Origin of the sequence: Arthrobacter sp. BL-252-APC-1A (assembly GCF_009696625.1) — a bacterium.
Classification (GTDB): Bacteria; Actinomycetota; Actinomycetes; order Actinomycetales; family Micrococcaceae; genus Arthrobacter_B.
Genome location: NZ_VULS01000010.1, coordinates 117,329 through 143,363, shown reverse-complemented (window position 1 = coordinate 143,363; position 26,035 = coordinate 117,329). Strand labels below are relative to the sequence as shown.

The following is a 26,035-nucleotide window of genomic DNA, read 5'->3' as shown; positions in this document are numbered from 1 at the left end:
TAGGCTCGATCAAGGCTCGTAGCTCCTGACTGTTGATGAATGCGTAGAGAACATCCATCACAGCAGGGCTACGAGCCCTTTAGCTTTCAAGACACGGAACCTGTTTCACCACCAACCGCGAAGAGCCGGTTTGATGCCCGCTACTCTCAGAATTTAGGTGTATAAAACGTTTTATATGTCGTAGCGTCAGTTCCGTTGCCTAACCGTTACCAAGCGCCGTGAAATGGAGAAACATTGTCGTCAAGAACCACCATCCGGGACGTCGCACGCACCGCCGGGGTATCCATCACCGCTGTCTCGCATGCGCTTAACGGCAAAGGCACGCTCTCAGCGGTAACCAGGGAACGGATCCGCGAGACCGCGGAAAGGCTCGGCTATCAGCCCGATCCGCTCGCCCGGGGAATGCGCAGCAGCCCGCTCGGAGTGGTGGGACTGATGCTGCGCCCGCTGGATACGCTGGGGACTTACCGGCCCACCGGCGTCGACTACTTCACCCGGCTCATCGGTGCGGTCGCAGTTGAATGCCTGGAGCGGAACCTCAGCCTCATGCTGCTGCGTGACCTCTCAAAGCTTCCCCGGCAGCCGCTGGCGCTGACGCTGGACGGCTACATCATCGCCGATCCGCTGGAATCGGACCCCGTCATAGACCTGCTTCAGGAAGCGTCCCTGCCGTTTATTACGGTGGGCCGCGTACCGGACCGCCCGGGGTTCACTGACTGGATAGGTTCGATGGATGAAGATGAGACAGAGCTGATTCTCCGCACGCTGCAGGAACGGGGGGCACGGCGCATAGCCCTTGTCACCGGGTGCGACCACAACTCCTGGAACCTGGACTCGGCGTCGGCGTACCGGACCTGGGCCGAACGCCACGGAATGCCGGCACGGGTGGTGGCCCGTCCGGAAGCGGACGGCACCGGGGGGGGAAGGGATGCCGTCGCTGAACTGCTGAAAGACGGTGACCTGCCGGATGCGATCTACTGCCTCACCGGCCGGCACGCCCGCGGCATACTCGATGAACTCACGGCCCGCGGCATTGCCGTTCCGGAGCAGGTGCAGCTGGTTGCCGGCGCGGACTCGGAGCAGTCCCGGTCAGCCTCACCGGCCATCACGGCGATTGACCTGGACCCGGAACTCATTGCCGCGCAGGCGGTGGAACAGCTGACGTCCCGGGTGATGGCCGGGCTGCCTGCCGAACCGACGCCGTTGTCGACCCACCTCATCCTGCGCGCTACGACGCTTGAGGGTGGCCATGCCTGACGCGGCGCTGCGTTCCTTAAAGGTCGCCGGTCCAGCTGTCGCCCGCCTGTTCAGGGCCCGACTTTGCCTTTGCGCCGTCCAGGTCCTCATGCTGACGTCGTGGGGCCTTTTGCTGCCGCTGCTGCTCGTGCTGCCCTTTGGGGGCATGCTGCCCCCGAGCGCAGGAGACGCAGTGGTCTACCTGATGGCAGGCTGCCTGCTGGGGGGATTCCTCCTGTGTATCCCCGAGGCATACTTCCGCCGGCGCCGGGAGTCAGCCCAGCAGGACGCATTCGGAGACGTGCAGTCCGCGCTCGGCCGTCTGCGGGCCGGATGGAACCTGGAGTGGGAGAGTCCCTACGCGGGTGCCGGACCTGAACGCCTGATCTCCTTCGGCAGCTGGAATGATCGATTCGAGTGGCGCGTGTCGTATCGGCGCGGAGCCTTGCTCCTCACGGAAATCCCAGCTGGGGAACATGAGGTGGACGAGGAATAGCGCCTCACCGGTCCCGGCCGGGGGCCGGGACCGCCTTCGAGTGCCCTAGGCCATGGTGTCCGTGCCCGCTATCCGGACACGGACGCCATGACCGGATCAGCGCGCGGGAACCGCTTCGGGTTCCTCCGCGCCGCGGCGGGCAATTTCCCGCGCTTCATCGAAGTCGCGGTCCAGCCCGGCAGGAGCGCGGGTGAGCAGGCTGACGACGACGGCGAGGATCAGGTTCACGGCGAAGCCGGGGATGATCTCGTACAGGGTAGAAGAGAGCTCGGAGCTGCCCCACACGAAGGCGGTGACTGCTCCGGCGGCCATGCCGGCCAGTGCGCCCGCGGTGGTTAGGCGGCGCCAGAACAGGCACAGCAGGATGGTGGGACCGAAGGCCGCTCCGAAACCGGCCCAGGCGAACCCGACCAGGTCAAGGATGGAGTTGCTGCGGTCCAGCGCCAGGAAGATGGACACCACGGAAACAACCAGCACCGCCCCGCGGCCGAGCATCACCAGCACGCGCTGGGAGGCATCTTTTTTGACCACGATCTTGTACAGGTCTTCCACCAGGGCGGAGGAGGTCACGATCAGCTGGGAGGAGATGGTGCTCATAATGGCGGCCAGTACTGCCGCGAGGACAAACCCGGCAACGATGGGATGGAAGAGCGCCTGGGCCATGCTGAGGAAGACTGCTTCGGGATCGCTGAGGGTCAGGTTGTTCTGCTGGAAGTAAGCGGCGCCTACCAGGGCGGTGAAGACCGCGCCGATCACGCTCAGCAGCATCCAGCCCACGCCGATGCGGCGGCCGGCTACGGCGTCGGACGGGGAGCGGAGGGCCATAAAGCGGACGATGATGTGCGGCTGCCCGAAGTAGCCCAGGCCCCAGGCAAGGGCCGAGATTACGGCCAGCGCCGTCGTGCCCGCCACCGGGTTGAGCATGGCAGGATCGATTTCGCGCAGCGACTCGGCCATGCCGGACGGGCCGCCCACCAGGAAGATTCCCACTACCGGGACGGCGATGAGGGCGAGGAGCATCATCAGGCCCTGCACCACATCGGTGTAGCTGGCGCCGAGGAAACCGCCGAAGAGGGTGTAGGCGATGGTCACGCCGCCCACGATCAGCATGCCGGTGGTGTAACTGGAGCCGAAGGAGCTCTCGAAGAAGACGCCGCCGGCCACCATGCCGGAGGACACGTAGAAGGTGAAGAAGACCAGGATGATGATGCCGGAAACTACGCGCAGCACCCGCGTGCGGTCCTTGAGGCGGTTCTCAAAGAAGCTCGGCACCGTAATCGAGTTGTTGGCAACAAGCGTGTAGGAACGCAGCCGGGGCGCCACGAACTTCCAGTTCAGCCATGCACCGACCGTGAGGCCAACGGCGATCCACGCTTCGGTGAGCCCGGAGAGGTAGATTGCGCCCGGCAGGCCCATGAGCAGCCAGCCGGACATGTCCGAGGCGCCTGCGCTGAGCGCTGCGACACCTGGCTTGAGCCCCCGCCCAGCCAGCATGTAGTCATCCAGGTTGGAGGTGCGGCGGTAAGCCCACCATCCGATTCCCAGCATGGCGATCATGTAAATGATCAGGGCAATCAACTTGTACGTTTCGTCAGTCATGTAGCCGTTCCGGTCAGTTCCGTATCACGTCGGTCAGTGTCAGTGTCAGTGGGCCGCGGCACTGCGCACTTTGCACAGTGCCGCAGGCCACAAATGCCCACCAGTATGCCAACCGGGGAACGGTACGGCTAATTTGCCATCTGCCCGAATCAATGGCGCAGGACCCCCTGTGCTACCGCGGACCGGTCAGCGGACCGACCTCCAGCAGCTCAATCTCGTCGTTGCTGCAGCCGTACCCGGCGCGGGCAATGTCGAGGAAGGCAGTATCTTCCGGCGGGAAGACCCGGAGCCCGGAAACCGGCACCTTCGAGCACTCCTCGCCGTAATTCTCCGGACGGGTTTCACGCAGGGAAGCAACCGCAGACTGCCCCGGCTGAAGCGTCACGGATACAGCGGCAGCCCCGCCGGCACGGGTCGCCGGTGCACCGACCTGGGTTGCGGCTACCGAGAGGTAGGAGACGCCGGGGAAACCGAACGTCGAACACGGCTCTGACGAGGTGTTACTCAGCACCAGGTCACGGTAAACGCTGCCTGCGGCCCCGCCTCCCGGGGTGTCTTCCACGGCAGCGGAGAGCATAGCCGCGGTACACGGAACGACGCCGGCTTCCGGCGCAGGTGCCGATGTCTGGGGTGCCGCGGAGGTGCCGGGCGCGGCACTCGGAGCGGGGCTCGCCGTCGTGCTCCCTGACGGGGTGGGCGAGGGGGGCTCGTCAGTGTTGTTGCTGCCCCCGCAGCCGGCCAGGACCAGGGCTGCACCAAGCAGTCCGGCGGAAAGGAAGAGCGGGGTTCTGGCAGCCATGGTTCTCATTCGTTCACCTTGAACCCGCGCCGCCACTCGGTCAAACCGCACCGCGGGCCGCACAAAAACCTCATCGAATTGTTACGGAAGGGACGAATGTCTATTCGTGGTGGTAGGGACGCCCGGCGGCGATCTCCTGTGCCCGGTAAACCTGCTCTGCCAGGATGAGCCGCACCAGCTGGTGCGGGAACACAAGCGGGGACAGCGACCAGACGAAATCCGCCCGGTCATGCACGCTCTGGTCCACGCCGTAGGCCCCGCCAATAATGAGGGTGACGTTGCGGGAATTGTCCAGGGGCTTTTGCAGGGTCTTCGCAAGCTGCGGGGAAGTGATGGCCTTGCCCCGCTCATCCAGGAGGATCACATAGTCACTGCCGGTTTTGGCGAGCAGGCGCTCTGACTCTTCCTTACGGGCGGCATCGTTTTCCCTGGCGGAATGCGGGATTGACACCCAGGAGAGGTCGAAGGGTTTCTTCAGCCTCTTTTCGTAGCGGTGAATCCCGTCAACCACCCAGTCCTCATGCTTGCGGCCGACCATCAGAACACGTAATGCCATGCCCTTATTCAATACCGGGTATGTCCGGGACCAAAACCGCCGCCGGTCCTGCCGTTCGGTGGGCGCGTGCGTCTAGACTCCCGGGCAGTAAGGGAGGCACACGAACGGAGCACTCAGCATGAGCCAAACACGGGCAATCATCCTTGGCGGCGGCGGGGTGGCAGGGATCGCATGGGAGATGGGCGTGCTCGCTGCCCTTCTGGAAGAAGGGATCAATCTCAACGCTGCGGACCTGGTGGTGGGCACATCCGCCGGTTCCATGGTGGGAGCGGCGCTGCGTTCCGGCCTGCTTCCGCAGGTCCTGGCGGCACAGCTCGACGACGCCGGGCAGGCACCCGCCGCGCAGGGCACCGAAGCGCCGTACCAGGATCCCAGCGGCTTCAGCAGTGAGGCCTTCATTGAGCTCACTGCGACGGCGGGACGCGGGGACGGCGACGAGATGGCGGCACGGGCACGGGTGGGGCAGCTGGCACGGACCACACCGGCAGTGATGACCGAGGGGGAGTGGGTCGCCAGCATCCGGTCACTGCTGCCGCAGCGCGAGTGGCCGGACCGGCCGTTTGGCATTGCCGTGGTGGATGCGGAGGACGGGTCGTTCACTGTCCTGGATGCCACGTCCGACGTCGAGCTCGCCCGTGCGGTCGCCGCCAGCTGCGCGGTTCCCACGGTATGGCCGCCGGTCACGATACTGGGCCGTCCTTATATGGACGGCGGGATGCGTTCGGCAACAAATGCCGACGTCGCTGAAGGTTACGGAAAGGTGCTGGTGCTGGCCTGCGGTCCGGAGGCCCCGGCGAGCCCGTTCGGTCCCAGTCTGGCGCAGGCGCTCGCCAAGCTGCAGCAGCACAGCCAGACCTTCCTGATGGAAGCCGATGAAGCTGCCCTGCGGGATTTTGGCGCGAATCCGCTGCTGCGTTCCACCCGGATACCGGCTTCGGCGGCCGGCCGGCGCCAGGGCAAGGAAGCGGCTGCCGCGCTGCGGGACTTCTGGCTCGCCTGACCTGCTGACGGTGGGTGCTTACCGCGGGTGTTCACGGCGGGGGCAGTTTCGTGGACTTTGGCCGGCCGTCGGCCTTGCCGCCCTCAATCCCGCCAACACCGGTGGCGTCACCGATGAACCTCCGCCCGGACACCTCATTCCAGCGGTTGGCGGAGACCTCCTTGCGCACCAGCCATTTGCCGTCATCGGGGCACTCCAGGACGATCAGTACACCGCCGGGCGCCACCTGGTAGGCGTAGCGCGTGCCGTTCTCTTCGTCGTCGAGCTCCTCCACCGGACCGTCCGCCCGCAGAATCCGTACGCTCATCTGTCCTCCTCAATAACCTGCACTGCCGGTCCCGGGCCGCTCGCTGTCCGGCCTTCGCGGGGTGCCATGGTGAGCGCGACCGCCACGGTCTCGCCGTCGCCAATCTCTTCTTTGATGCGGACGTCCTTCCGCAGCGGCAGCGCATACGCACCGCTGTGCGGCAGCAGCGAGGTCTCCCACTCCGTGGCTCCGATCCGCACCAGGACGGGAATAGCGCCCCATCCGTAGGTAGCCTTGGCGGCCTGCGCGCGGACATAGTCGGCAGCGTGCACCGGAAGGAGGACCCAGTAGAACGGTGCCGGGCCGCGCCATTCAAACACCTGTGCCCTGAACGATGTGTCCATGCGGAGAAACCTACGGCCCCGAGGCGGGCGCGGCAACGGAAACGGCACTGCAACGCCGGTCCTGCGGCCCTATAATCCCGGTATGGCAATTCCGCGTCTCAAGGGCGCCATCTACCCCCAAGTTTCCGTCTTCGAACAGGCCGGGAGCGGTCTGTGAGCGGCGGACTCGTCGCCCTGCTGGACGACGTCGCTGCCCTGGCCCGCATAGCGGCTGCCTCGGTGGACGACATCGCGGCAGGAGCTGCGAAGGCCGGTGCCAAGGCCGCCGGCGTCGTGATTGATGACGCCGCGGTGACACCGCAGTATGTTTCCGGGGCGGACCCCTCCCGTGAACTTCCGATGATCAAAAAGATCTTCTGGGGTTCGCTGCGGAACAAGCTGCTCATCATCCTGCCTGCGCTGCTGCTGGTCAGTGCCTTTATCCCCGGCGTCATTCCGTTCATCCTGATGCTCGGCGGTACGTACCTCTGTTATGAGGGTGCCGAGAAGGTGTGGCACAAGTTCTTTGGCCACCATGAGGCGAAGAAGGAACCCGCAGTCGAACGGGGGCCCAATGCCGAGTCTAAGGTAGTCAAGGGCGCCATCACTACGGACTTCATCCTCTCCTGCGAGATCATGGTCATTGCCATGAACGAGGTAGGTGACGCTTCGATCTGGGTGCGCGCAGTAATCCTGGTGGTCGTGGCGATCGCGATTACGGTGCTCGTCTACGGGGCAGTGGCACTGATCGTGAAGATGGACGACATCGGCCTGCACCTTGCCGGCAAGGACTCGGCTGGTTCCAAGCGGGTCGGTGGACTGCTGGTTAGGGGAATGCCCGCCGTGCTGGCGGCGATCACGTTCGTCGGAACAATTGCCATGCTCTGGGTTGGCGGCCACATCATGCTGGTGGGTGCCTCCGACCTTGGCTGGCACGCACCCTACGATCTGGTGCATCTCCTGGAGCACCCCGTGGCCGAACTGGCCGTTGTGGGAGGCTTCCTCGGCTGGCTCGTGAACACACTCTGCTCGGCCGTTGCGGGCCTGGCCTGGGGCCTGGTCGTCATGGCCGTGCTGGTCCTGGTGAAGAAGGTCTTCCCTTTCGGCAAGAAGAAGGAAGGGCACGAGCCCGGAGACACGAGGGCAGCGATAGCCGGTCACCGGCCGAAGAAGACGGACACTGACGCCGGGTAGGGATTTCGAGGCGGCCCCTAGGCCGACCCTCGGCGGGACTTCAGTGGAATGAATACCGCGTAGAACGCAGCCCAGCACAGCCAGAACACGGTCGAGATGCGCCGTTCGGACATTCCGGGGAACCAGTGCCGGCCCAGGGCTGCGATACCGGATACTGCCGCCGTCACCGCCAGGAACCGGATCATTCGGCCGGGCACACTCCAGGCAAGAAATGCCACGAGCGAGGTCCGCTGCAGCCCGGCTGCCCGCGCGTAGAGCTTGTAAGGGACTCCACGGGTGGGCCCCCGCAGCAGGGAAGCGGCGCCGGACTCGGCCATCTCCTGTTCGACGTCGCCGATCATGGCATCCGTGACCGCCGGAACTTTCGCCAACGCCTTACGCGAGGTTTCTGCGGCCACTTTGCGGCCCCAGCAGTAGGTCACGGCACCTCCGGCCATTGCACCGCCAAGGGCAGAGAACGTGGTGCCGACCGCGCGTTTAGGCCGCCGCAGCCCTACCCAGGATGTCCACACATCAGGGACCACGAAGAAGAACGTCGCTTCTGCGAAGCCCCAGGCGCCGGCGATCCCGTGCTCCCGCAGGGCATTCCTGACTGCTGATTTGCGCCGGGCTTTCATGCTCACACTGTAATGAAAGGCTAAGGGGAACCGCGGGATTGATCGCGGGTTGGTGCCCGTTCCGCCGTCCGGCTCGTAATAGCGTATGAGCTACGGCACAAGGCAAATTGAACGGACACTTTAGATGAGCCATGGAACGGACAGGCGGGAAATACCGCAGCGCAGCAGCCGGTGGGCGGCAAAAGCTGCGGATCTTCTTGCGGCGGCAAAACTCACCCCCAACCAGATCTCGGTCGGTTCAGTGCTGTTCGCTGCAGCGGGCGCCGTTGCGCTTATCTGGTCGGGGAATGCCAGCGACGCCGTCGTTCGCGCTGTTCTTCTGGCCGTGGCTGCTGCCTGCATACCGCTGCGTTTGCTGCTGAACATGCTCGACGGGATGCTGGCCGTGGAAAAAGGCATGAGCTCACCGGTAGGTGACATTTACAACGAACTGCCGGACCGGATTTCCGATGTGCTGTTCCTGGGGGCCGCCGGCATCGCGACCGCCGGGCTGGCGACCGCCGGCCGGGTCGATTTAGGGATCACGCTTGGACTCCTTGCAGCGATACTTGCCGTACTCACTGCCTACATCCGCTGCCTCGGAGCAGCCCTTGGCACGGGAAACTTCTTCGACGGGCCCCTGGCCAAACCTCACCGCATGTGGCTGCTGATGATCGGTGTCCTGGCGGGCATCGCCGAGCCATGGCTTCCCTGGCAGGAAGGATGGGCGCTGTTCTGCACACTGGCCCTCATCGCGCTGGGCTCACTGATCACCTGTGCCCGCCGCCTGCGCCGCGTCAGCGCTGCGCTGCGTGCCCGCAGCAAGGACCTGCCCGCATGAACCTTGGAAGGGCCGCCCGGCGCAGCCTCGCGAAACTTGTCGGAGCCTTCGCCGGTGCGCGCGTTGTGACTGCAGCCGGAGAACCGGGACTGGATCTACCCGGGCAGGCGATCTACTACGCGAACCATTCGAGCCATCTGGACTTCCTCACCATTTGGGCCGCACTGCCTGCCGAGCTTCAGCGACGCGCACGTCCGGTGGCTGCCAAGGACTACTGGGGGTCCGGGGTGCGGAGGGCTTTTGCCGAACGGATCTTCAACGCCTATTTGGTCGAGCGCCACGGCTCCAGCAGCAGCCGGCAGCGCACGTCGGACTCGGGAGTTAGCCCCAAGGGGCAGGTGGAGGGCATGGCGGAGGTGCTGGCCGCCGGCGACTCGCTGATTATCTTCCCTGAAGGTACCCGCGGCGAAGGCGACACAATAGCCCCGTTTCACGGCGGACTGTACAAACTGGCCCGTCTTCACCCGGAGGTGCCTGTGGTCCCAGTGACGCTGGCGAACCTCGGCCGGATCCTCCCGAAAGGTGAGGTGATCCCGGTGCCTCACCTCTCCACCGTCATCTTCTGCGAGCCACTCCATCTGGGACCCGATGAGGACAGACAGACGTTCCTGGCCCGCGCCCGGCAGGTTCTGGTCGAAGGCCTGGCGAAGCATCAAGGCACGCAGCCTGCTGCTGGACCGGACGACGGTCCCTCGGCCCCTCCCAGCCAGACCCGGCAGGACAATCCGTGAGCGCCTGGGAATTGGGGTTGCTGGACTGGACGTCGCTGAAACTCCTTGGCGGCGTCGTCGTTGTACTGGTTTTGGCCACCGTGATCGCATGGGTGCTCGGGCGACGGGTGGGCAAAACGGGCACCATAGTGAACCTGAAGCAGCGCATCAACGCCTGGTGGTTGATGGTCGCGCTGATAGGCACTGTCCTGGCAGCCGGCGAGACGGTGACGATCCTGCTGTTTCTAGTGCTCTCTCTTCTGGCACTGCGCGAGTTCATCACCATCTCGCCGACCGGCCGCGGAGATCACAAGGTTCTCGTGTGGCTCGTGTTCATCATCCCCGCGGTGCACTACTGGTTCCTGTGGGAACACTGGTACGGCATGTTCAGTGTCTTCATCCCGGTGTACGCCTTCCTCTTCCTTCCCGCGCGCAATGCACTGGCCGGGCAGACCACCGGCTTCCTGCAGCGAACCGCGGCCATTCAGTGGGCGCTGATGGTATGCGTTTACGCCATCAGCTACGCCCCGGCGCTGCTGCAGCTACCGGTAGCCATGGAGGCAGGCCGGGATGCGGCCGAAGGTTCGGCGCCCGGAGCCGGCGGGGCGACAGGTGCGCAGCTGCTGCTGTTCCTGCTCATCGTGGTGCAGGGCTCCGACGTGCTGCAGTACGTGTGGGGCAAGACGCTCGGGAAGCACCCAATCGCGCCGGGCGTGAGTCCCAACAAGACCTGGGAAGGGTTCATCGGGGGAGTGCTGTCGGCCACCGCTCTGGGGGCGGCTCTGTGGTGGGTCACCCCGTTCAGCCCGTTGATGGCCGCGCTTCTGGCTTTCATCTCCTGCGTGATGGGCTTCGCCGGGGGCCTGGTGATGTCTGCCATCAAGCGGGACCGCGGGATTAAGGACTTCGGCTCCACCATCCCCGGCCACGGCGGCATCATGGACCGCCTGGACTCGCTCTGCTTTGCGGCGCCTGTCTTCTTCCACGCGGTGCGGTTCTTCTACACCTGACGGCGGAGCGACCCTGGGCGGGGCAAAGCAAAAGGTCCCGGTTCCCATGATTTACAAGGGAACCGGGACCTTCTCAAATGGCGGTGACGGTGGGATTTGAACCCACGTTGGCTTTTACACCAAACAACATTTCGAGTGTTGCACCTTCGGCCGCTCGGACACGTCACCAACGCGTCAACCTTACCGGGTGTTTGGCCCCAGTCCCAAAACGTCCCGGCCCCGGGTCCGCCGGGGCCGGGACGGCGAGCCTGCGCTAGAGGTCGACGACGTCGTTCTTTCCGATATCCGGCGTCTGGCCGGTTACGGCACTCTTACCGATCTTGAAGATGCTGGCAATCTTGGGTTCGTCCGACACCCAGTACTCGGCGGTGTCACTGTTGACCTTGATCAGCGCAATGGACGGATCTTCGCGTCCCTCTTCGAACCATGCTGAAGCCGAGGCGCTCCAAAGCTCCTGAATCTTCTCCTGGTCACGGGAAATCTCTGCACGGCCGCTGATGGAGAGGTAGCCCTTCTTGTCCGCCACGGAGACGTTCACGTTCGGGTTGGCCCGGATCTCGTCGGCCTTGGGGGAGGGGTCCTGGGTGAAGAACCACAGATTGCCGTCGGAATCCGTTTCCTGCAGCTCCAGCGGCCGGCTGACCAGGTTGCCCTGAAGATCCTGGGTGGTCAGGTTGCCGATCTTGGCGTGTTCCAGGATCTTGACTACGCGATCTACGCCCTCTTGGTGCTCTGAAGTCATGCCTGCTCCTAGCTGGTAGGTTCCACGGATGAAAGAAAGCCTACTTACTGTTTAATGCCGTGTGAACCGCGGCTCCTACGCCGTGAGCCGAAAAACGTGAGCAGGAGTTCAGCACATTCCCTTTCCCGGACGCCTGGGAAAACCTCCACCCAGTGGTTCAGCCGCGGCTCCCGCAGGATCTCGAAAACGGAACCGGAGGCGCCGGCTTTCTCGTCCCAGGCCCCAAACACCACGCGTGGCACGCGGGCCAGGACAATGGCGCCGGCGCACATGGCACACGGTTCCAGGGTGACCACCAGGGTGCAGCCTTCCAGCCGCCACTCGCCGAGCGCCGCAGCTGCCTGGCGGATTGCCACAACCTCGGCGTGGGCCGTCGGATCACCGGTCGCCTCACGCTCGTTGCGTCCGGTGCCCAGGATGGTTCCGTCCGGACCTACGACGACGGCGCCAATGGGGACGTCGTCAGTGTCCAGGGCGGCGCGCGCCTGCTCCAGGGCGAGTCCCATCCAGGCCTGGTGTGCAGCTGTGGGGGATTCCATACGGCTATGGTCCCTTATTCATACCTCCGGAGGACAAACGGGCCCGGTTTGCCGGGGTCCTCGGTGGTAGTTTGGACTCATGCGCGTACTAGTAGTGGATCATCCCCTCGTAGCCCACAAGCTGACGGTTCTCCGGGATAAGGACACCCCTTCACCGGTCTTCCGGATGCTGACAGAAGAACTTGTCACCCTGCTCGCCTATGAGGCCACACGGACCGTCCGGGTTGAACCCGTGAACATTGAGACTCCCGTTACCTCTGCAATTGGCACGGGGCTGGTCAAGCCGACCCCGCTGGTTGTCCCCATCCTCCGCGCAGGGTTGGGAATGCTTGAAGGGATGACACGGCTGGTTCCGACTGCCGAGGTCGGTTTCCTGGGCATGGCCCGCAACGAGGAGACCCTCGAAGCCATCACCTATGCGGAACGGCTTCCGGACGACCTCACCGGGAGGCAGGTGTTCGTCCTGGACCCCATGCTGGCCACCGGCGGCACGCTTCGCGAGGCGATCAAGTTCCTCTTCAACCGGGGCGCTGCTGAGATCATCTGCATCTGCCTGCTGGGTGCACCGGAAGGCCTCAGCGTGCTGGAGGAGGAGCTGGCCGACGCCAACGTCACCATTGTCCTGGCTTCCATTGATGAGCGGCTGGATGAAAAGGCCTATATCGTGCCCGGCTTGGGAGATGCTGGAGATCGCCTCTACGGCGTCGTCCACTAACGCGGAAAGCATCCAAACGCGCCTAGATTGTCTCAATATGTGGACAGTTTGACAGGTGCTTGACTTCTGGCGGTTCGTAAGTGTGCTTACGAGCCGCCTTTGTCGTTAATGCGGGAACTGACCGAAATCCCTTGTAGATCCGGGATCTATTCCGATTGGGGAATACCAAGGACATTCGCTGGTATTTGTCTTGGAGGGTGAAATAGCTCACAGATGCACGTGTAACGTCCACTATTTGAGACGACGGGACCATTGTTACTTGTGCGTACTTCTTTGTTACATGCAATAATCCGTAACGTGAACATCCACACGACAGCATGTGTCGCAGATCTTCTTTCCGGCAGCCATGCCGGGCCGAAGAGCTGCTGTCGTCGAATGCAGGCCAGGGACACCACCCCCCATCCCAGGCACCACACCAGTTCTGTTGAGTGGCGCAACCCCTGCGCCTGCGAAACGGACACACTCCCTGCATAGTGCCGTTTCGACGGCAATTCACCATGAGGTCCCAAAATGTCAGTAGCATCCGGGTACGTCCACATCTCCCTCCGCAATGCCCAGACAAGGGCAGCCGGAATACCAGCACGGCCGGCTGGGTTTGCCCGCCAGTTCGGTGCGCCCGCCACGGGACAGCAGTTCCCTGGCCAGGTAGTTCCCAACGCGGCCCGTTCACCGCGTCCCTCCTATCCGGAGGGAATGCCCGTCACCGCCCCGACACCAGTGGTCGCCCCGTCCGGAGTGCCCGGCCCGCAGCCAGTTGCCAATGACACGGTTGCCAGAGGTTTCGTGATCTACGTTGGCCTGGATGAACACGCCGCCGCGGCCGCCGGAACTACGCTCACTAAGCTGGCCCAGGAAATCCGGGCGCACGTCCAGACACTTGTGCCGGGTGCTCAAAGCCACGCGGCCGTAGCACTGGCACCTGCCAGTGCCGCCGGCTCTGACATCGACGTTGTCCGCCAGGCACTGGGGGACCCGACTGTCAGCCGGAAGCCACGCCAGGAGATGCCTGCACCGTCACCCGTTCAGCAGAGTGCACCGCGGCCAACCGGCGTGCTTATCGACCTTTCCCGCCGCGAGGTACACCTGGACGGCGAAACCCTGAACCTTACGTTCAAGGAGTTCGAACTGCTCAACTACCTCGTGGAGAACGCTTCCCGGACCGTTGGGCGCGAGGAGCTGCTCTCCGGCCTGTGGCGCAATGCCGAGGAAGTGCCCAATGAGCGGACCATCGACGTTCACATCCGCCGGCTGCGTTCAAAGCTGGGCCGGCTGGCCAACACCGTGCGAACAGTACGGGGCCAGGGTTACAGGTTCTATGAGCACCCCGAAGTTGTTGTCTGGGCCGCTCCGGAATACAGCATCTAGCAAGACCTGCGGCGCCAACCACTGGAAGAGGCTAGAAACGGCTGCTTTGATCCTCAAAGCAGCCGTTTCTGCCCTCTCAGGATGCCGGTCCCTGCAGGGCAGAGGCCGCGGCCCGGCCAGGGCCCCCGCGCGGATAGACTTGGCCCATGAGCGGCCACCACCTGAAAAAACTGATGCTGCTGCGGCATGCCAAAGCAGACTGGCCGCGCGAGGTCACCTCGGACCATGAGCGCCCGCTCTCCGGACGCGGTCACAGGGACGCCCCGCAGGCCGGGATCTGGATGCGGGAGAACGACTCCGTTCCGGACTTTATCCTCTGCTCCTCCGCCCTGCGGACACGGCAGACCTGCACGTGGGTCTGCGACGAACTGGGGGAGAAGGCGCCCACCGCCAAATTGGAGGACCGTCTTTACGACGCCTCGGCGTCGGGAATCATCAGCGTCATCAACCATGTACCGGAGACGGTAACCAGCCTGCTGGTGATTGCGCATATGCCGGGGGCCCAGGACGTCGGCATGCGGCTGGCGTCCCTTGCTTCCAACGAAGAGGCCGTGATGGAAATGGCTACCCATTATCCAACCTCCGGACTGACCGTCATGGAAGTCGAGGTGCCCTGGGCCGAACTCGACGGCCGCGACGCACGTGTTACCGATTTTGTGGTGCCCCGGGGCTGAAAGGGCCGCTAAAGTCCGTACTTTTCCAACAGGCGCAGCCACACCTCGCTGATGGTGGGGTAGGCAGGAACGGCATGCCAGAGCCTGTCCAGCGGGACCTGCCCGGTCACGGCAATCGTGGCGGCATGCAGCAGCTCAGCCACACCGGGCCCGGCGAACGTGAAACCAACCGGTACGCCGCGGTCCTCATCAACAACCATTTGGGCCCAGCCGCTGTATCCGTCGGCATAGAGGGATGATCCAGCCACGCTGATCGGCAGGGACGTTTCCGAAACCCGGATGCCGCGTTCCTTCGCCTGCTCCGGGGTCAGCCCGACCATCGCTATCTCGGGATCCGTGAAAACCACCTGCGGCACTGCGTAGTGATCCGCCGTCGCGGCAAACCGGCTCCAGTCCGGCGGAGCTTCGAAACCAATCTCGCCCTTAGCGCGTGCTGCAATTGCGGCACCCGTTGCGCGCGCTTCGTACTTGCCCTGATGGGTCAGCAGAACCTTTCCTGCAGCATCACCGACGGCGTAAAGCCAGTTGCCGGACCCGGCGACCAGCCCGCTGGCATCGGAAACCAGCGAATCCGGGTCCAGGCCCAGTTCTTCCAACCCGAGCCCGTGCAATGCTGGGCGCCGTCCGGTGGCGATCAGCAGCCGGTCTCCGTGCAGCATTTCTCCGTCCGGCAGCGCCAGGACAATGCTGCCGGACTCGTCCTGGAAGACCCGTTCGGCCGTAGTGCCGGTATGGAGGGTGATCCCGTCGGCACGCAGTGCCTCCTCCACGAGGTCCGCTGCCGGCCGGGGGAACGCATCCAGCAGGTTGTGCCGCACCACCATGGATACTTCAGAGCCAAGACGGGCATAGGCCTGCGCCAGTTCGGTTCCGGCGACTCCTCCTCCCACTACCAGGAGGCGGGGAGGCACTTCCTGGGACGAAGTCGCGTCTGCCGTTCCCCAGAAACTGACCTGGTCCAGGCCTTCGAGCGGAGGGCGGACCGGTAGGGATCCGGTAGCAAGAACGACGGCGTGCCGGGCGCGGATGGTTGCCCGTGTGCCGTCGTCGTCACTCACCTGCAAAGAACGCTCACCGGTAAGCCGGGCGCGGCCGCGTACCAGGCCGATTCCTGTTTCCCTGACCCACTCCACCTGGCCGGCGTCGTCCCAGTCTGAGGTGAAGGAATTCCGCCGGTCCAGGACCGCCCTGGCGTCAAGTCCTCCGGTCACTGCCTGGCGGACTCCGTCCACGGCGCGCGCTTCGGCCAGGACCGTGCCCGGTCGCAGAAGTGCCTTTGACGGCATGCATGCCCAGTATGAGCACTCCCCGCCAACCAGGGCGGACTCGACCAGGATGGCCTGGAGCCCGGCTTGCACCACACGGCCCGCAGCGTTCTCTCCCGCCGCTCCGCCGCCGATGACTACGACATCTGTTTCCAGGGATTCAGTCATGGGCCCGAGCCTTCCATCTGTCCGCCTCCGGGGCAAGAGCGGCAAAGGCCTGCCGTCATCTCGAACGACACCGCGGCGCGGGCAGAAAAAAACCCGGCCTGACCGCATTTCTGCAGGTCAGGCCGGGTTTCAGTGGTGCGCGCGAAGGGATTCGAACCCCCAACCTTCTGATCCGTAGTCAGATGCTCTATCCGTTGAGCTACGCACGCATTTTTGGAATATCCTTGAAGTTGGTGGGTTTCCCCGGTTTCTTTCAAGTTCTTCCGTGGCTGTTTGGCCGTAGATAACTATAGCGGGGTTCCCGGGAGAACGCCAATCGGGTTCCGTTACGGCCGAATACTAGACCGGTCTATATGACCTTCGTCACACAAAACAGTGATTTTGGATGAAATTCCCTTGAAATCTAGGCAAACTTGGATCTGTTCGCCACATAGGTAACATCTTTGGCCCGCTGGAGGGCCGCAGCTGGGAAATAGCATCAAAAAATACCACTGACCCAACGAAGGGAAGAGTCATGGGCGATGACGCGCGTCAGCTAGTTCTCGATGAGAGCGGCAACGCTGCTCCTAGCCAAATGCAGGACAGCAAGAACAGGGAGGCCTCCAGCGGGGCACCCACCACCCACCGTGGCCTGCTCGCGTGGGTCCAGGAAGTGGCAGAGCTGACGCAGCCCGCCGACGTCTATTGGGTCAACGGATCTGCCGAGGAAAACAAGGCGCTCACCGACGCACTGGTAGAGGCCGGCACACTGACCCGGCTGAACCCTGAGACCTTCCCCAACTCCTTCGCTGCCTTCTCCGATCCCAAGGACGTGGCACGCGTCGAGGAGCAGACCTTCATCTGCTCCGAGAAGAAGGAAGACGCCGGATTCACCAACAACTGGATGGATCCCGCGGAAATGCGGACCAAGCTCAACGGTCTCTTTGCCGGTTCAATGCGCGGCCGCACCATGTACGTTATTCCGTTCGTCATGGGACACCTCGACGCCGAGGACCCGAAGTTCGGCGTCGAGATCACCGACAGCGCCTACGTGGTCGCCTCCATGCGGATCATGGCCCGCATCGGCACCGACGTGCTGCGCAAGATGGAGGAACTTGACGCCTTCTTCGTCCCCGCCCTGCACTCCGTCGGCGCCCCTCTGGCTGAGGGCGAAGCAGATGTCCCCTGGCCGTGCAACGAGGAGAAGTGGATCGTGCACTTCCCCGAAGACCGCTCCATCTACTCCTACGGCTCCGGCTACGGCGGCAACGCCCTGCTGGGCAAGAAGTGCTACGCGCTGCGCATCGCGTCGGTCATGGCACGGGACGAAGGCTGGCTCGCCGAGCACATGCTCATCCTGAAACTGACCAGCCCGGAGAAGAAGGACTACTACGTCTCCGCTGCCTTCCCGTCCGCCTGCGGCAAGACCAACCTGGCCCTGCTTGATCCGACCGTCGAAGGCTGGAAGGTCGAGACCCTCGGAGATGACATCACCTGGCTGCGCTTTGGCCACGACGGGGAGCTCCGTGCCACCAACCCGGAAGCCGGCCTGTTCGGCGTCGCCCCTGGCACCGGATGGAGCACCAACCCCAACGCGATGCGCGCCATCGCCAAGGGCAACTCGATCTTCACCAACGTGGCCCTGACCGACGACGGCGGTGTCTGGTGGGAAGGTATGACGGACGAGACGCCGGCGCACCTGACGGACTGGCGCGGCAACGACTGGACTCCGGAAGCGGGCACCCCTGCTGCGCACCCGAACTCCCGTTTCTGCACCCCGATCGACCAGATCGACATGCTCGCTGAGGAATACCATTCCCCGAACGGTGTGCCGGTCTCCGCGATCCTGTTCGGCGGCCGCCGGAAGACCACGGTTCCCCTGGTCACCCAGGCGCGCGACTGGACCAGCGGCATTTTCATGGGCTCCACGCTGTCCTCGGAGACCACAGCGGCCGCTGCCGGCGCCGTGGGCGTGGTGCGCCGTGACCCGATGGCCATGCTGCCGTTCATCGGTTACGACGCAGGTGACTACCTCAAGCACTGGATCACCCTCAGCGGCACCGCGAACCAGGAGAAGCTGCCGCAGATCTTCCTGGTGAACTGGTTCCGCCGCACGGCCGACGGCGGTTTCGCCTGGCCCGGCTTCGGCGAGAACTCGCGTGTGCTCAAGTGGGTCATCGAGCGCCTCGAAGGAAAGGCCGACGCCGTCGAAACCCCGATCGGCTTTGTGCCCACCGGCGATTCGATTGACCTCAAGGGCCTGGACATGACCCCGGCCGACGTCGAAGCCGCAGTGCGCGTGGACCCGGCCGAGTGGGAGACCGAGCTGGCCGGCATCGACGAGTGGTACGCCCGCTTCGGTGATTCCCTGCCCGAGGAGCTCTCCGCCAAGCTGGCCGAACTCAAGGAGCGCTTCGCAGCCGCGAAGTAGGTCCTGAACAAACGGAAGGCCCCGCACTCAGCGAATGAGTGCGGGGCCTTCTGTTTGCCTGCGTCTAGGAATCAGCTGCTTCGCTGCTGGCCCAGACGATCGGCTCGCCGGATTCCCAGATGGGATCGTTGAAGGTCCACTGGCCGTCCTGCTCGGAGTAGGTCTGGATCGCGGAGATGCAGACGCCCTCAGAGTGCTCAGCCACCACGTGGATGGCGTCGGTGCCTTCGTCGGGCAGGGTGATGTCGGAGAACACGGCTACGGCACGGTTCTGGTCCTTCTGCTCTTCCAGGACGGTGTAGAGGTCATCGATCATGGCCTCCGCGTCCAGGTCCTCGTCGCTCTCTTCGGGAGAGACGGCGACCATGCGCAGTTCGCCGTCGTTCTGTACCACCAGGGCAGCCGGGAGGAAGGCACCCTGCGCTTCGAGCTGTTCCTGCGTGACACCGAGGGCGGTGCCCAGCAGTGAGTTCAGGTCATCCTGTACCTGGGCGGAAGGTTCTCCGCCGGTCAGTTCAACGTCAGCCATGAGCTCATTTCCTTACTAGTTCAAGTACACGGTCGCGGACCATCTCCATAGTGGAGAGGTCCTCTGCCTCGGCGTTCAGCCGGAGGAAGGGTTCGGTGTTGGACGCGCGGAGGTTGAACCACCACTGTCCGTCATCTGAGGTGAAAGTCAATCCGTCCAGTTCATCCACCGTGACGCCTGCGCGGTCATACTCGCCGCGCACCCGGTCCACGGCTGCCTGGACGTCGTCCAGCTTGGAGTTGATCTCGCCGGAGGAGAAATACGGCTCGTATTCGCGGGCCAGGTCGGAGAGGGGGAGATCCTGCTCGCCGAGTGCAGCCAGGACGTGCATCGCGGCCAGCATGCCGGTATCCGCGTTGTAGAAGTCGCGGAAGTAGTAGTGCGCAGAGTGCTCGCCGCCGAAGACAGCTCCTTCGGAGGCCATCAGGGCCTTGATGAAGGAGTGGCCCACCCGGGTGCGGACTGCGCGGCCGCCGCAGGTTTCCACCAGCTCGGGGACCGCGCGGGAGGTGATCAGGTTGTGGATGATTACCGGGACGTCTTCGCCGGCTGCCTTGGCGCGGGCGATTTCGCGGCGGGCCACCAGGGCCGTGATCGCCGAAGGGCTGACCGGGGCGCCGAGTTCATCGATGACAAAGCAGCGGTCAGCATCGCCGTCGAACGCCAGGCCCAGGTCTGCGCCGTGCTCGACGACGGCGGCCTGCAGGTCCCGCAGGTTCTCCGGTTCCAGCGGGTTGGCGGGGTGGTTCGGGAACGAACCGTCGAGTTCGAAGTACAGCGGCACAATGTCCAGCGGCAGTCCGGGGAGAATCGAATCACCCAGGACAGCGGGGGTGGTAAGGCCTGCCATGCCGTTGCCTGCGTCCACCACTACCTTCAGCGGGCGGATACCGCGCAGGTCCACCAGATCGCGCAGGTACGCGGAGTAGTCGCCGAGGACGTCCCGCACGCTGATCTGGCCCGGCTTCTCCACCGAGTCGATCACGCCGTCGTTCAGGTACCGCTCTGCGGCCTTCTGGATTTCCTTCAGTCCGGTCTCGGAGGAAATCGGGATTGCTCCGGCCTTGGCCATCTTGATGCCGTTGTACTGCGCGGGGTTGTGGCTGGCGGTGAAGGTCACGCCGGCAGCGTTCAGCGAACCGCACGCGTAGTAGAGCTCATCAGTGGAAATCAGGTCCAGCAGCAGTACGTAGGCTCCCCGCGCGGTGGCGCCGGAAGCGAAGTCCTTGATGAATTCCGGGGAGGACTGGCGCATGTCGCCGCCCACCAGGACCGTCTCCCCGGCCAGGCCAAGGACGTCCACAAAAGCGGCGCCAACGGCCTTGACGATTTCGGGCGTGATGGTCTCGCCGACAACGCCGCGGACATCATAGGCCTTGAAGGACGAGGAAAGATCGAATGCAGTAGTCACGCCATGCAGTCTATAGGGGAGCGCGCTGCAGCGGGGCAGGCGGGGGCGGCTGCGGACTTTTCCACATTGCCTGTCCGGGGCTTCGGCGTGTGGGGGTCCCGGCTGGAATAGTGGAGGGTATGGAACCGGTATCCGCCCAGAACATCCCCACAGCACCCGCCCCACAAGAAACGGCCGACGCCGCTGCCCTGCGTGCGGAGGCAACCACCCTCCTGCGGGCGCTGGTGGGCCGGGACGACGCCGAGTTTCATGAGGGCCAGTACGAGGCCATTGAGGCCCTGGTCCGCGGCGGAAGGCGTGCCCTCGTTGTCCAGCGCACCGGCTGGGGGAAGTCCGCGGTGTACTTCGTGGCCAGCCTCCTGCTGCGCGCCCGCGGTGCGGGACCCACGCTCATCGTTTCGCCCCTGCTGGCCCTGATGCGGGACCAGGTTGCCGCCGCTGCCCGGGCCGGAGTCCGCGCCGCAGCCATTAACTCAGCCAACCAGCTCGAGTGGCAGGACATCTCCGCGCGGCTGGAAGCCGACGACGTCGATGTGCTCCTTGTCTCCCCGGAACGCCTGAATAATCCCGGTTTCCGCGAGAACCACCTGCCGGAACTGGTGCGGCGTTCCGGCCTCCTGGTGATCGACGAAGCGCACTGCATTTCCGACTGGGGCCACGACTTCCGGCCGGATTACCGCCGGATCCGGCACCTCATCGAACAGCTTCCGCACTCCGTACCGGTGCTGGCAACCACCGCCACCGCGAACTCCCGGGTGGTGCAGGACGTGGAGGAGCAGCTGGCTGCAGGCGGGGAAGAAGTCTTCACGATCCGCGGCGCCTTGGCCCGGGACTCGCTCCGCCTCGGCGTACTGCGGCTGCCCAGCCCCCGCAGCCGGCTCGCCTGGCTGCTGACCCACATCAACGAACTGCCCGGCAGCGGCATCATCTACGCCCTGACGGTCTCTGCAGCGGAAGACACCGCCCGGCTGCTGCAGAAGGCCGGGCATCCGGTGCTGGCGTACACCGGCCGGACCGACCCTGCCGACCGGGAACAGGCCGAAACCGCCCTGAAGAACAATGAGGTCAAGGCACTGGTCGCCACCAGTGCACTCGGCATGGGGTTCGACAAGCCGGACCTGGGCTTTGTTGTCCACCTGGGGGCGCCGTCCTCACCCGTGGCCTACTACCAGCAGGTTGGCCGTGCCGGCCGCGGCACCCCGAACGCTGACGTCCTGCTGCTCCCGGGAGCAGAGGACCGGGATATCTGGGAGTATTTTGCAACATCCTCAATGCCCTCCGAAGGGCCGGCCAACGCGGTGCTGCGCGAACTCGCCGATGGATCCGTACTCTCCACCGGGGCGCTTGAAACCCTCGTGAACCTCAAGCGTTCTCCGCTGGAGCTCCTGTTGAAGGTGCTCTCCGTGGACGGTGCAGTGGAACGGGTTACCGGCGGCTGGCGGGGAACCGGGCGGCCCTGGACCTACGACCGGGAACGCTATGAACGGATCGCCGCCGCCCGGGTTCGGGAACAGCAGGCGATGCTGGACTATGAGAACACCGACGGCTGCCGGATGGAGTTCCTGTCCCGGCAGCTGGATGACCCTGCAGCGGCGCCCTGCGGCCGCTGCGACAACTGCGCCGGACGCTGGTATTCAGACGACGTTGCCACCGAGGCCGCCGACACCGCCGGGCAGGCCCTGTCCCGGGTGGGCGTGGACATCGATCCACGAGGCATGTACCCAACGGGCATGGACCGGCTGGGTGTGCCGGTAAAGGGGAAGATCAAGCCGGACGCTGCAGTTTCAACAGGCCGGGCGCTGGCACGCCTGACGGATCTGGGCTGGGGCGGACGGCTGCGGGAGATCTTTGGGCCGGGTGCCGTGGACGGCCCGGTGGACCAGTCGCTGCTGAACGGCTGCGTCCAGGTGCTGGCGCAGTGGGGCTGGACGCAGCGGCCCGTAGCGGTCGTGTCCGTGCCGAGCCGGTCCCGTCCGCAGCTTGTGGGTTCACTGGCCCACGGGCTCTCCGAGCTTGGCCGCATCCCGTACTTGGGTGCCCTGCAGCTGCCGCACGGAGGCCCTTCCGGAGGTCCGGGCGGCAACAGTGCCTTCCGGCTCGCATCCGTCTGGGAGCAGTTCGCTGTGCCGGCCGAGGGCGCGGCGTGGTTCGCGGCGAATCCCGGGCCGGTGCTGCTGGTGGACGACTTCGCGGACAGCCGCTGGACGCTCACGGAAGCCGGCCGCACCCTGCGGCTGGCCGGTGCGGAGTCCGTGCTGCCGTTCGTGCTGGCGCTGAAGGCCTAGGCGCCTGACGGCCTAAAACGGCAGGTCGGGGTCTGCAGTACTCCTGCGGCTACAGACCCCGACCTGGCCGGTTTCTTTTATGCGGGCGCCGTTTCCACTGCAGGAAGGGGACGAAGCCGAAGTCCCTGCATGCCGCCGTCGACCGCCAAGGACGTCCCAGCGGTCGAGCCCGAGAGCGGGCTGGCCAGATACGCGACGGCACCGGCCACCTCATCGGCCGAAACCAGCCTGCCATGAGGCTGGCGTGCATTGAGCGCAGCGCGTTCGGCTGCCGGATCTGCCGCCGAATCCAGGAGGCGTCCGACCCACGGCGTGTCTGCCGTACCCGGGTTGACCGCGTTGACCCGGATGCCTTCGCGCAAATGATCCGCCGCCATGGCCAGGGAGAGCGAGAGGACTGCTCCCTTCGTTGCGCTGTACAGGGCCCGCTCCGGAAGACCTGCGGTGGCTGCGATGGACGCTGTGTTGACGATGGCTGCTGCTGAAGACTGACGCAGCCAGGGCAGCGCAGCACGGGTAATGCGGACGATTCCCATGACGTTGACGTTCCAGACCCGGTTCCACTCGTCGTCGGCGTTGGCCTCCACCGTGCCCTGGGCGCCGATCCCGGCGTTGTTGACCACAACGTCCAATCCGCCGAAAGCCTCGGCCGCCTGTGCAACGGCCGAGCGCACGGATGCGTCATCACCCACATCGCAGGCCAGCCCAAGATGCGGGCTGTTGCCCGGCGCCGGAGGGTTGAGGTCCAGCACTGCCACCCGTGCGCCGAGCCCGGCAAGCCGGTCGGCAATTGCCGCACCCAGGCCGGAAGCACCTCCCGTGACAATTGCTGCCAGGCCGGTCATTTCTCCGCTCATTTTTCGTCTCCTCTATGGTTTCCGGCGGCTGGAACGGCGGAAAAGAACTCCTGCCGCTGGATGCCCAGGCCGTCTATTTCAAGTTCAGCAACATCTCCCGCTGCCAGATACGGGAACCGTCCGGACAGCGCCACCCCTTCGGGTGTGCCGGTCAGGATGAGGTCGCCCGGCTCCAGCAGCATGTACTGGCTCAGGTGATGAACCAGGACTGCGGGGTCAAAGAGCATGTCAGTTGTTTTGGAATCCTGCCGGACTTCGCCGTTGACCCGGCTGCGGATTCCCAGGGCCGCGGGATCAACCTCAGTGGCGGGTACCAGCCACGGACCGACGGGAGTGGAAGCGGGCAGTGACTTGCCCTTGGTCCACTGACCGGCCTCACCCGGAATCTGGTAGGCGCGCTCCGAAAGATCGTTGGCAAGCACGTACCCGGCTATCACCCCCGCCGCGTCTTCGGGGGACGCGAGGTACACCGCCGCCCTCCCGATAACGACGCCCAGCTCCACTTCCCAGTCGTATTTGGCCGACCCGGGTGGAATAGGCGCGGCGTCATAGGGGCCAGCAATGGTGTTGGCCGGTTTCAGGAACACCACGGGAATGCGGGGTGGCGCGGCTCCGGATTCAGCGGCGTGGGCCGCGTAGTTCATGCCGATGCAGATGATCGACCCCGGCCGGGCAATCGGGGCTCCGATGCGCAGCTGGTCCGCTTCCGCGAGTTCCGGAAGCGTGCAGGCTTCCAGGGCCCGGCGGGCGGCTTCGACCCCGCCGGAGGCGAGGAACGCTCCGTCGATGTCCCCGGTTAGGGATTCAAGGCTGTAGGTCCGTTCGATGCCGCTGGCGTCAACGGCCAGGACAGCCGGATGCTCGCCGACCGCAGGGCCTAACCGTACAAACTTCATTGTTCATCCTTGCCGCATAGTCCGCTGCGGGCGCCACCACCGGTGTTAGAAAAGCCGTGTGAACATCCGAGCTATCTGAGGTTATGGAGGCTGAGTCTACGTCAAATTCGGTGATTGACAACATATACATCCGATGTTTAGGGTCGGTGAAGCATCAACCAGAATCCATCAATTACGGGAGAGCCGAACGTGAGCACCATTACCGCCGTCGAGACCTGCGACGTCCGCTTTCCGACTTCCAAAGAGCTCGACGGATCGGACGCGATGAACCCCGATCCCGACTATTCAGCGGCTTACCTGGTGATCCGCACGGACAGCACCGACGGCCTTGAGGGCCATGGCTTTGTCTTCACCATCGGCCGGGGCAACGAGGTGGAAGCAGCCGCGATCCAGGCACTTTCCGGACACCTCCTGGGGCAGAACTGCGAGGACCTGCTCGAGGATATGGGCAGCACGTGGAAGATGATGGTCCACGATTCGCAGCTGCGCTGGCTTGGTCCGGAAAAGGGCGTCATGCACATGGCCATCGGTGCGGTGGTCAATGCCCTCTGGGACCTCAAAGCCAAACGTGCAGGCTTGCCGCTCTGGCAGCTCCTGGCCCGGATGACCCCTGAGGAAATTGTGGCGTTGGTGGACTTCCGCTACCTCAGCGATGCGCTAACTCCCGATGAGGCACTGGCCATCCTCCGGAAGGCACAGCCCGGCCGTGCTGGCCGCGAAGCCGCGCTGCTGGCCGAGGGCTACCCCGGATACACCACCACCCCCGGTTGGCTGGGGTATTCGGACGAACGGCTGATCCGGCTCTCCGGCGAAGCGGTGCGGGACGGCTTCACACAGATCAAGCTGAAGGTGGGCGCGGACCTCGACGACGACATTCGGCGCCTGCGTACGGCGCGGGAAACCGTTGGTCCCAACGTGCGTATTGCCGTGGATGCGAACCAGCGCTGGGACGTGGACACTGCGGTCGCATGGATCCGCCAGCTCGCTCCGTTCGACCTTGCCTGGGTCGAGGAACCTACCAGCCCCGATGATGTCCTGGGCCACGCGGCAATTGCGCGTGCCATCGCCCCGGTTCCGGTGGCCACGGGAGAGCACGTTGCCAACCGCGTGGTGTTCAAGCAGATGCTCCAGGCTGGATCGCTGCAGGTCCTGCAGATTGACGCCGCCCGTGTGGCCGGCGTTAACGAGAACATTGCGATCCTCCTGCTGGCCGCCAAATTTGGGGTCCCCGTGTGTCCGCACGCGGGCGGGGTGGGACTCTGCGAAGCAGTCCAGCACCTGTCCATGTTCGACTTCATTGCGGTTTCCGGTGAGAAGGAGGACCGCGTCATCGAGTTCGTGGACCACCTTCATGAACACTTTGTTACGCCCGTGGATGTCCGTGAGGGCCGGTACTGGGCGCCCCTGGCACCGGGCGGGGGCTCCCAGATGCTTGAAGAGACGCTGCGAACGTACGCTTTTCCGGACGGACCTGCCTGGGCCGCCGGGAGCCAATCGGAATTGGTGCACTGA

26 protein-coding genes and 2 tRNA genes are annotated in these 26,035 nt (G+C 64.6%); 13 read left to right on the top strand and 15 right to left on the bottom strand.

The window, feature by feature from the left end:
• Window positions 1–234: 234 nt before the first annotated feature.
• A complete protein-coding gene (locus FYJ28_RS14855) occupies window positions 235–1,257 on the top strand; it encodes a LacI family DNA-binding transcriptional regulator (RefSeq protein ID WP_154579832.1) in 1,023 nt (340 codons plus the stop codon).
• A complete protein-coding gene (locus FYJ28_RS14850) occupies window positions 1,250–1,732 on the top strand; it encodes a hypothetical protein (RefSeq protein ID WP_154579831.1) in 483 nt (160 codons plus the stop codon). The genes FYJ28_RS14855 and FYJ28_RS14850 overlap by 8 nt, the downstream gene beginning before the upstream one ends.
• Before the next feature lie 96 nt (window positions 1,733–1,828).
• On the opposite strand, the gene putP is transcribed toward FYJ28_RS14850, so the two are convergent.
• The 3 genes from putP to rlmH form a co-directional block, all read right to left on the bottom strand.
• Entirely contained in the window at window positions 1,829–3,331 is a 1,503-nt protein-coding gene (gene putP / locus FYJ28_RS14845; protein ID WP_154579830.1) for a sodium/proline symporter PutP, read from the bottom strand.
• 172 nt (window positions 3,332–3,503) lie between these two features.
• Complete coding sequence (locus FYJ28_RS14840; protein ID WP_195840691.1) at window positions 3,504–4,130, bottom strand: DUF4232 domain-containing protein; 627 nt, start codon at window positions 4,128–4,130, stop codon at window positions 3,504–3,506.
• Window positions 4,131–4,230: 100 nt separating this feature from the next.
• Window positions 4,231–4,686, bottom strand: a complete 456-nt coding sequence (gene rlmH / locus FYJ28_RS14835) for a 23S rRNA (pseudouridine(1915)-N(3))-methyltransferase RlmH (protein WP_055239812.1) — start codon at window positions 4,684–4,686, stop codon at window positions 4,231–4,233.
• Between the two features lie 118 nt (window positions 4,687–4,804).
• Here rlmH and FYJ28_RS14830 point away from each other — a divergent pair, with 118 nt between their 5' ends.
• A complete protein-coding gene (locus tag FYJ28_RS14830) occupies window positions 4,805–5,686 on the top strand; it encodes a patatin-like phospholipase family protein (protein ID WP_154579828.1) in 882 nt (293 codons plus the stop codon).
• A 31-nt stretch (window positions 5,687–5,717) separates the two neighbouring features.
• On the opposite strand, the gene FYJ28_RS14825 is transcribed toward FYJ28_RS14830, so the two are convergent.
• On the bottom strand, window positions 5,718–5,993 hold the full coding sequence (locus FYJ28_RS14825) for a hypothetical protein (RefSeq protein ID WP_055239814.1): 276 nt from the start codon (window positions 5,991–5,993) through the stop codon (window positions 5,718–5,720).
• Entirely contained in the window at window positions 5,990–6,337 is a 348-nt protein-coding gene (locus tag FYJ28_RS14820; protein ID WP_154579827.1) for a DUF1905 domain-containing protein, read from the bottom strand. The genes FYJ28_RS14825 and FYJ28_RS14820 overlap by 4 nt, the downstream gene beginning before the upstream one ends.
• A 153-nt stretch (window positions 6,338–6,490) precedes the next feature.
• On the opposite strand from FYJ28_RS14820, the gene FYJ28_RS14815 reads away from it, so the two are divergent.
• Window positions 6,491–7,510 carry a DUF808 domain-containing protein gene (locus tag FYJ28_RS14815; protein WP_326831753.1) on the top strand — a complete coding sequence of 340 codons (1,020 nt, stop codon included), beginning with the start codon at window positions 6,491–6,493 and terminating at the stop codon, window positions 7,508–7,510.
• A 17-nt stretch (window positions 7,511–7,527) separates the two neighbouring features.
• Here FYJ28_RS14815 and FYJ28_RS14810 read toward each other — a convergent pair whose 3' ends face one another.
• The gene (locus tag FYJ28_RS14810) at window positions 7,528–8,127 is read right to left on the bottom strand and encodes a hypothetical protein (RefSeq protein ID WP_154579826.1); all 600 of its coding nucleotides are present in this window, start codon (window positions 8,125–8,127) and stop codon (window positions 7,528–7,530) included.
• Between the two features lie 124 nt (window positions 8,128–8,251).
• Here FYJ28_RS14810 and FYJ28_RS14805 point away from each other — a divergent pair, with 124 nt between their 5' ends.
• From FYJ28_RS14805 to FYJ28_RS14795, 3 genes are read left to right on the top strand one after another with little or no spacing between them, the layout of a single operon-like run.
• A complete protein-coding gene (locus tag FYJ28_RS14805) occupies window positions 8,252–8,947 on the top strand; it encodes a CDP-alcohol phosphatidyltransferase family protein (RefSeq protein ID WP_154579825.1) in 696 nt (231 codons plus the stop codon).
• Window positions 8,944–9,678: a lysophospholipid acyltransferase family protein gene (locus tag FYJ28_RS14800; protein ID WP_154579824.1), complete on the top strand. Its 735-nt coding sequence runs from the start codon at window positions 8,944–8,946 to the stop codon at window positions 9,676–9,678. Before FYJ28_RS14805 ends, FYJ28_RS14800 begins: the two co-directional genes overlap by 4 nt.
• Window positions 9,675–10,667 carry a phosphatidate cytidylyltransferase gene (locus FYJ28_RS14795; protein ID WP_200907590.1) on the top strand — a complete coding sequence of 331 codons (993 nt, stop codon included), beginning with the start codon at window positions 9,675–9,677 and terminating at the stop codon, window positions 10,665–10,667. Before FYJ28_RS14800 ends, FYJ28_RS14795 begins: the two co-directional genes overlap by 4 nt.
• 78 nt (window positions 10,668–10,745) lie before the next feature.
• Here FYJ28_RS14795 and FYJ28_RS14790 read toward each other — a convergent pair.
• From FYJ28_RS14790 to tadA, 3 genes are all read right to left on the bottom strand, one after another.
• A tRNA-Ser gene (locus tag FYJ28_RS14790) sits at window positions 10,746–10,835 on the bottom strand.
• 85 nt (window positions 10,836–10,920) lie between these two features.
• A complete protein-coding gene (locus FYJ28_RS14785; RefSeq protein ID WP_055239820.1) occupies window positions 10,921–11,409 on the bottom strand; it encodes a pyridoxamine 5'-phosphate oxidase family protein in 489 nt (162 codons plus the stop codon).
• Window positions 11,410–11,453: 44 nt separating this feature from the next.
• Window positions 11,454–11,948: a tRNA adenosine(34) deaminase TadA gene (gene tadA, locus FYJ28_RS14780; protein ID WP_055239821.1), complete on the bottom strand. Its 495-nt coding sequence runs from the start codon at window positions 11,946–11,948 to the stop codon at window positions 11,454–11,456.
• Window positions 11,949–12,027: 79 nt separating this feature from the next.
• On the opposite strand from tadA, the gene upp reads away from it, so the two are divergent.
• The 3 genes from upp to FYJ28_RS14765 all read left to right on the top strand — a co-directional run bounded on the left by upp (window position 12,028) and on the right by FYJ28_RS14765 (window position 14,702).
• Window positions 12,028–12,663 (top strand): uracil phosphoribosyltransferase, encoded by a 636-nt coding sequence (gene upp / locus FYJ28_RS14775; protein ID WP_055239822.1) that lies wholly within the window; start codon window positions 12,028–12,030, stop codon window positions 12,661–12,663.
• Window positions 12,664–13,173: 510 nt separating this feature from the next.
• Window positions 13,174–14,028 (top strand): winged helix-turn-helix domain-containing protein, encoded by an 855-nt coding sequence (locus tag FYJ28_RS14770; RefSeq protein WP_154579823.1) that lies wholly within the window; start codon window positions 13,174–13,176, stop codon window positions 14,026–14,028.
• Window positions 14,029–14,174: 146 nt separating this feature from the next.
• Window positions 14,175–14,702, top strand: a complete 528-nt coding sequence (locus tag FYJ28_RS14765) for a SixA phosphatase family protein (RefSeq protein WP_154579822.1) — start codon at window positions 14,175–14,177, stop codon at window positions 14,700–14,702.
• A gap of 8 nt (window positions 14,703–14,710) precedes the next feature.
• On the opposite strand, the gene FYJ28_RS14760 is transcribed toward FYJ28_RS14765, so the two are convergent.
• Both FYJ28_RS14760 and FYJ28_RS14755 read right to left on the bottom strand, forming a co-directional pair.
• Window positions 14,711–16,135 (bottom strand): dihydrolipoyl dehydrogenase family protein, encoded by a 1,425-nt coding sequence (locus FYJ28_RS14760; RefSeq protein ID WP_154579821.1) that lies wholly within the window; start codon window positions 16,133–16,135, stop codon window positions 14,711–14,713.
• Window positions 16,136–16,268: 133 nt separating this feature from the next.
• A tRNA-Arg gene (locus tag FYJ28_RS14755) sits at window positions 16,269–16,344 on the bottom strand.
• A gap of 365 nt (window positions 16,345–16,709) precedes the next feature.
• On the opposite strand from FYJ28_RS14755, the gene FYJ28_RS14750 reads away from it, so the two are divergent.
• Window positions 16,710–18,545: a phosphoenolpyruvate carboxykinase (GTP) gene (locus tag FYJ28_RS14750; RefSeq protein ID WP_055239826.1), complete on the top strand. Its 1,836-nt coding sequence runs from the start codon at window positions 16,710–16,712 to the stop codon at window positions 18,543–18,545.
• Window positions 18,546–18,609: 64 nt separating this feature from the next.
• Here the strand turns inward: FYJ28_RS14750 and FYJ28_RS14745 are convergent, their stop codons facing one another.
• On the bottom strand, window positions 18,610–19,074 hold the full coding sequence (locus tag FYJ28_RS14745) for a hypothetical protein (protein WP_055239827.1): 465 nt from the start codon (window positions 19,072–19,074) through the stop codon (window positions 18,610–18,612).
• Between the two features lie 4 nt (window positions 19,075–19,078).
• Window positions 19,079–20,485 (bottom strand): phosphomannomutase/phosphoglucomutase, encoded by a 1,407-nt coding sequence (locus FYJ28_RS14740; RefSeq protein ID WP_326831752.1) that lies wholly within the window; start codon window positions 20,483–20,485, stop codon window positions 19,079–19,081.
• Between the two features lie 119 nt (window positions 20,486–20,604).
• Here FYJ28_RS14740 and FYJ28_RS14735 point away from each other — a divergent pair, with 119 nt between their 5' ends.
• Window positions 20,605–22,770, top strand: coding sequence for a RecQ family ATP-dependent DNA helicase (locus FYJ28_RS14735; RefSeq protein WP_154579820.1), 2,166 nt, complete (start codon window positions 20,605–20,607; stop codon window positions 22,768–22,770).
• Window positions 22,771–22,847: 77 nt separating this feature from the next.
• Here FYJ28_RS14735 and FYJ28_RS14730 read toward each other — a convergent pair whose 3' ends face one another.
• Together FYJ28_RS14730 and FYJ28_RS14725 are read right to left on the bottom strand one after the other, a co-directional pair.
• Complete coding sequence (locus FYJ28_RS14730; protein ID WP_229780493.1) at window positions 22,848–23,627, bottom strand: SDR family NAD(P)-dependent oxidoreductase; 780 nt, start codon at window positions 23,625–23,627, stop codon at window positions 22,848–22,850.
• Window positions 23,624–24,523: a fumarylacetoacetate hydrolase family protein gene (locus FYJ28_RS14725; protein ID WP_154579819.1), complete on the bottom strand. Its 900-nt coding sequence runs from the start codon at window positions 24,521–24,523 to the stop codon at window positions 23,624–23,626. The genes FYJ28_RS14730 and FYJ28_RS14725 overlap by 4 nt, the downstream gene beginning before the upstream one ends.
• Before the next feature lie 189 nt (window positions 24,524–24,712).
• Between FYJ28_RS14725 and FYJ28_RS14720 the strand changes: the two genes are divergently transcribed.
• Window positions 24,713–26,035, top strand: coding sequence for an L-fuconate dehydratase (locus FYJ28_RS14720; protein ID WP_326831751.1), 1,323 nt, complete (start codon window positions 24,713–24,715; stop codon window positions 26,033–26,035).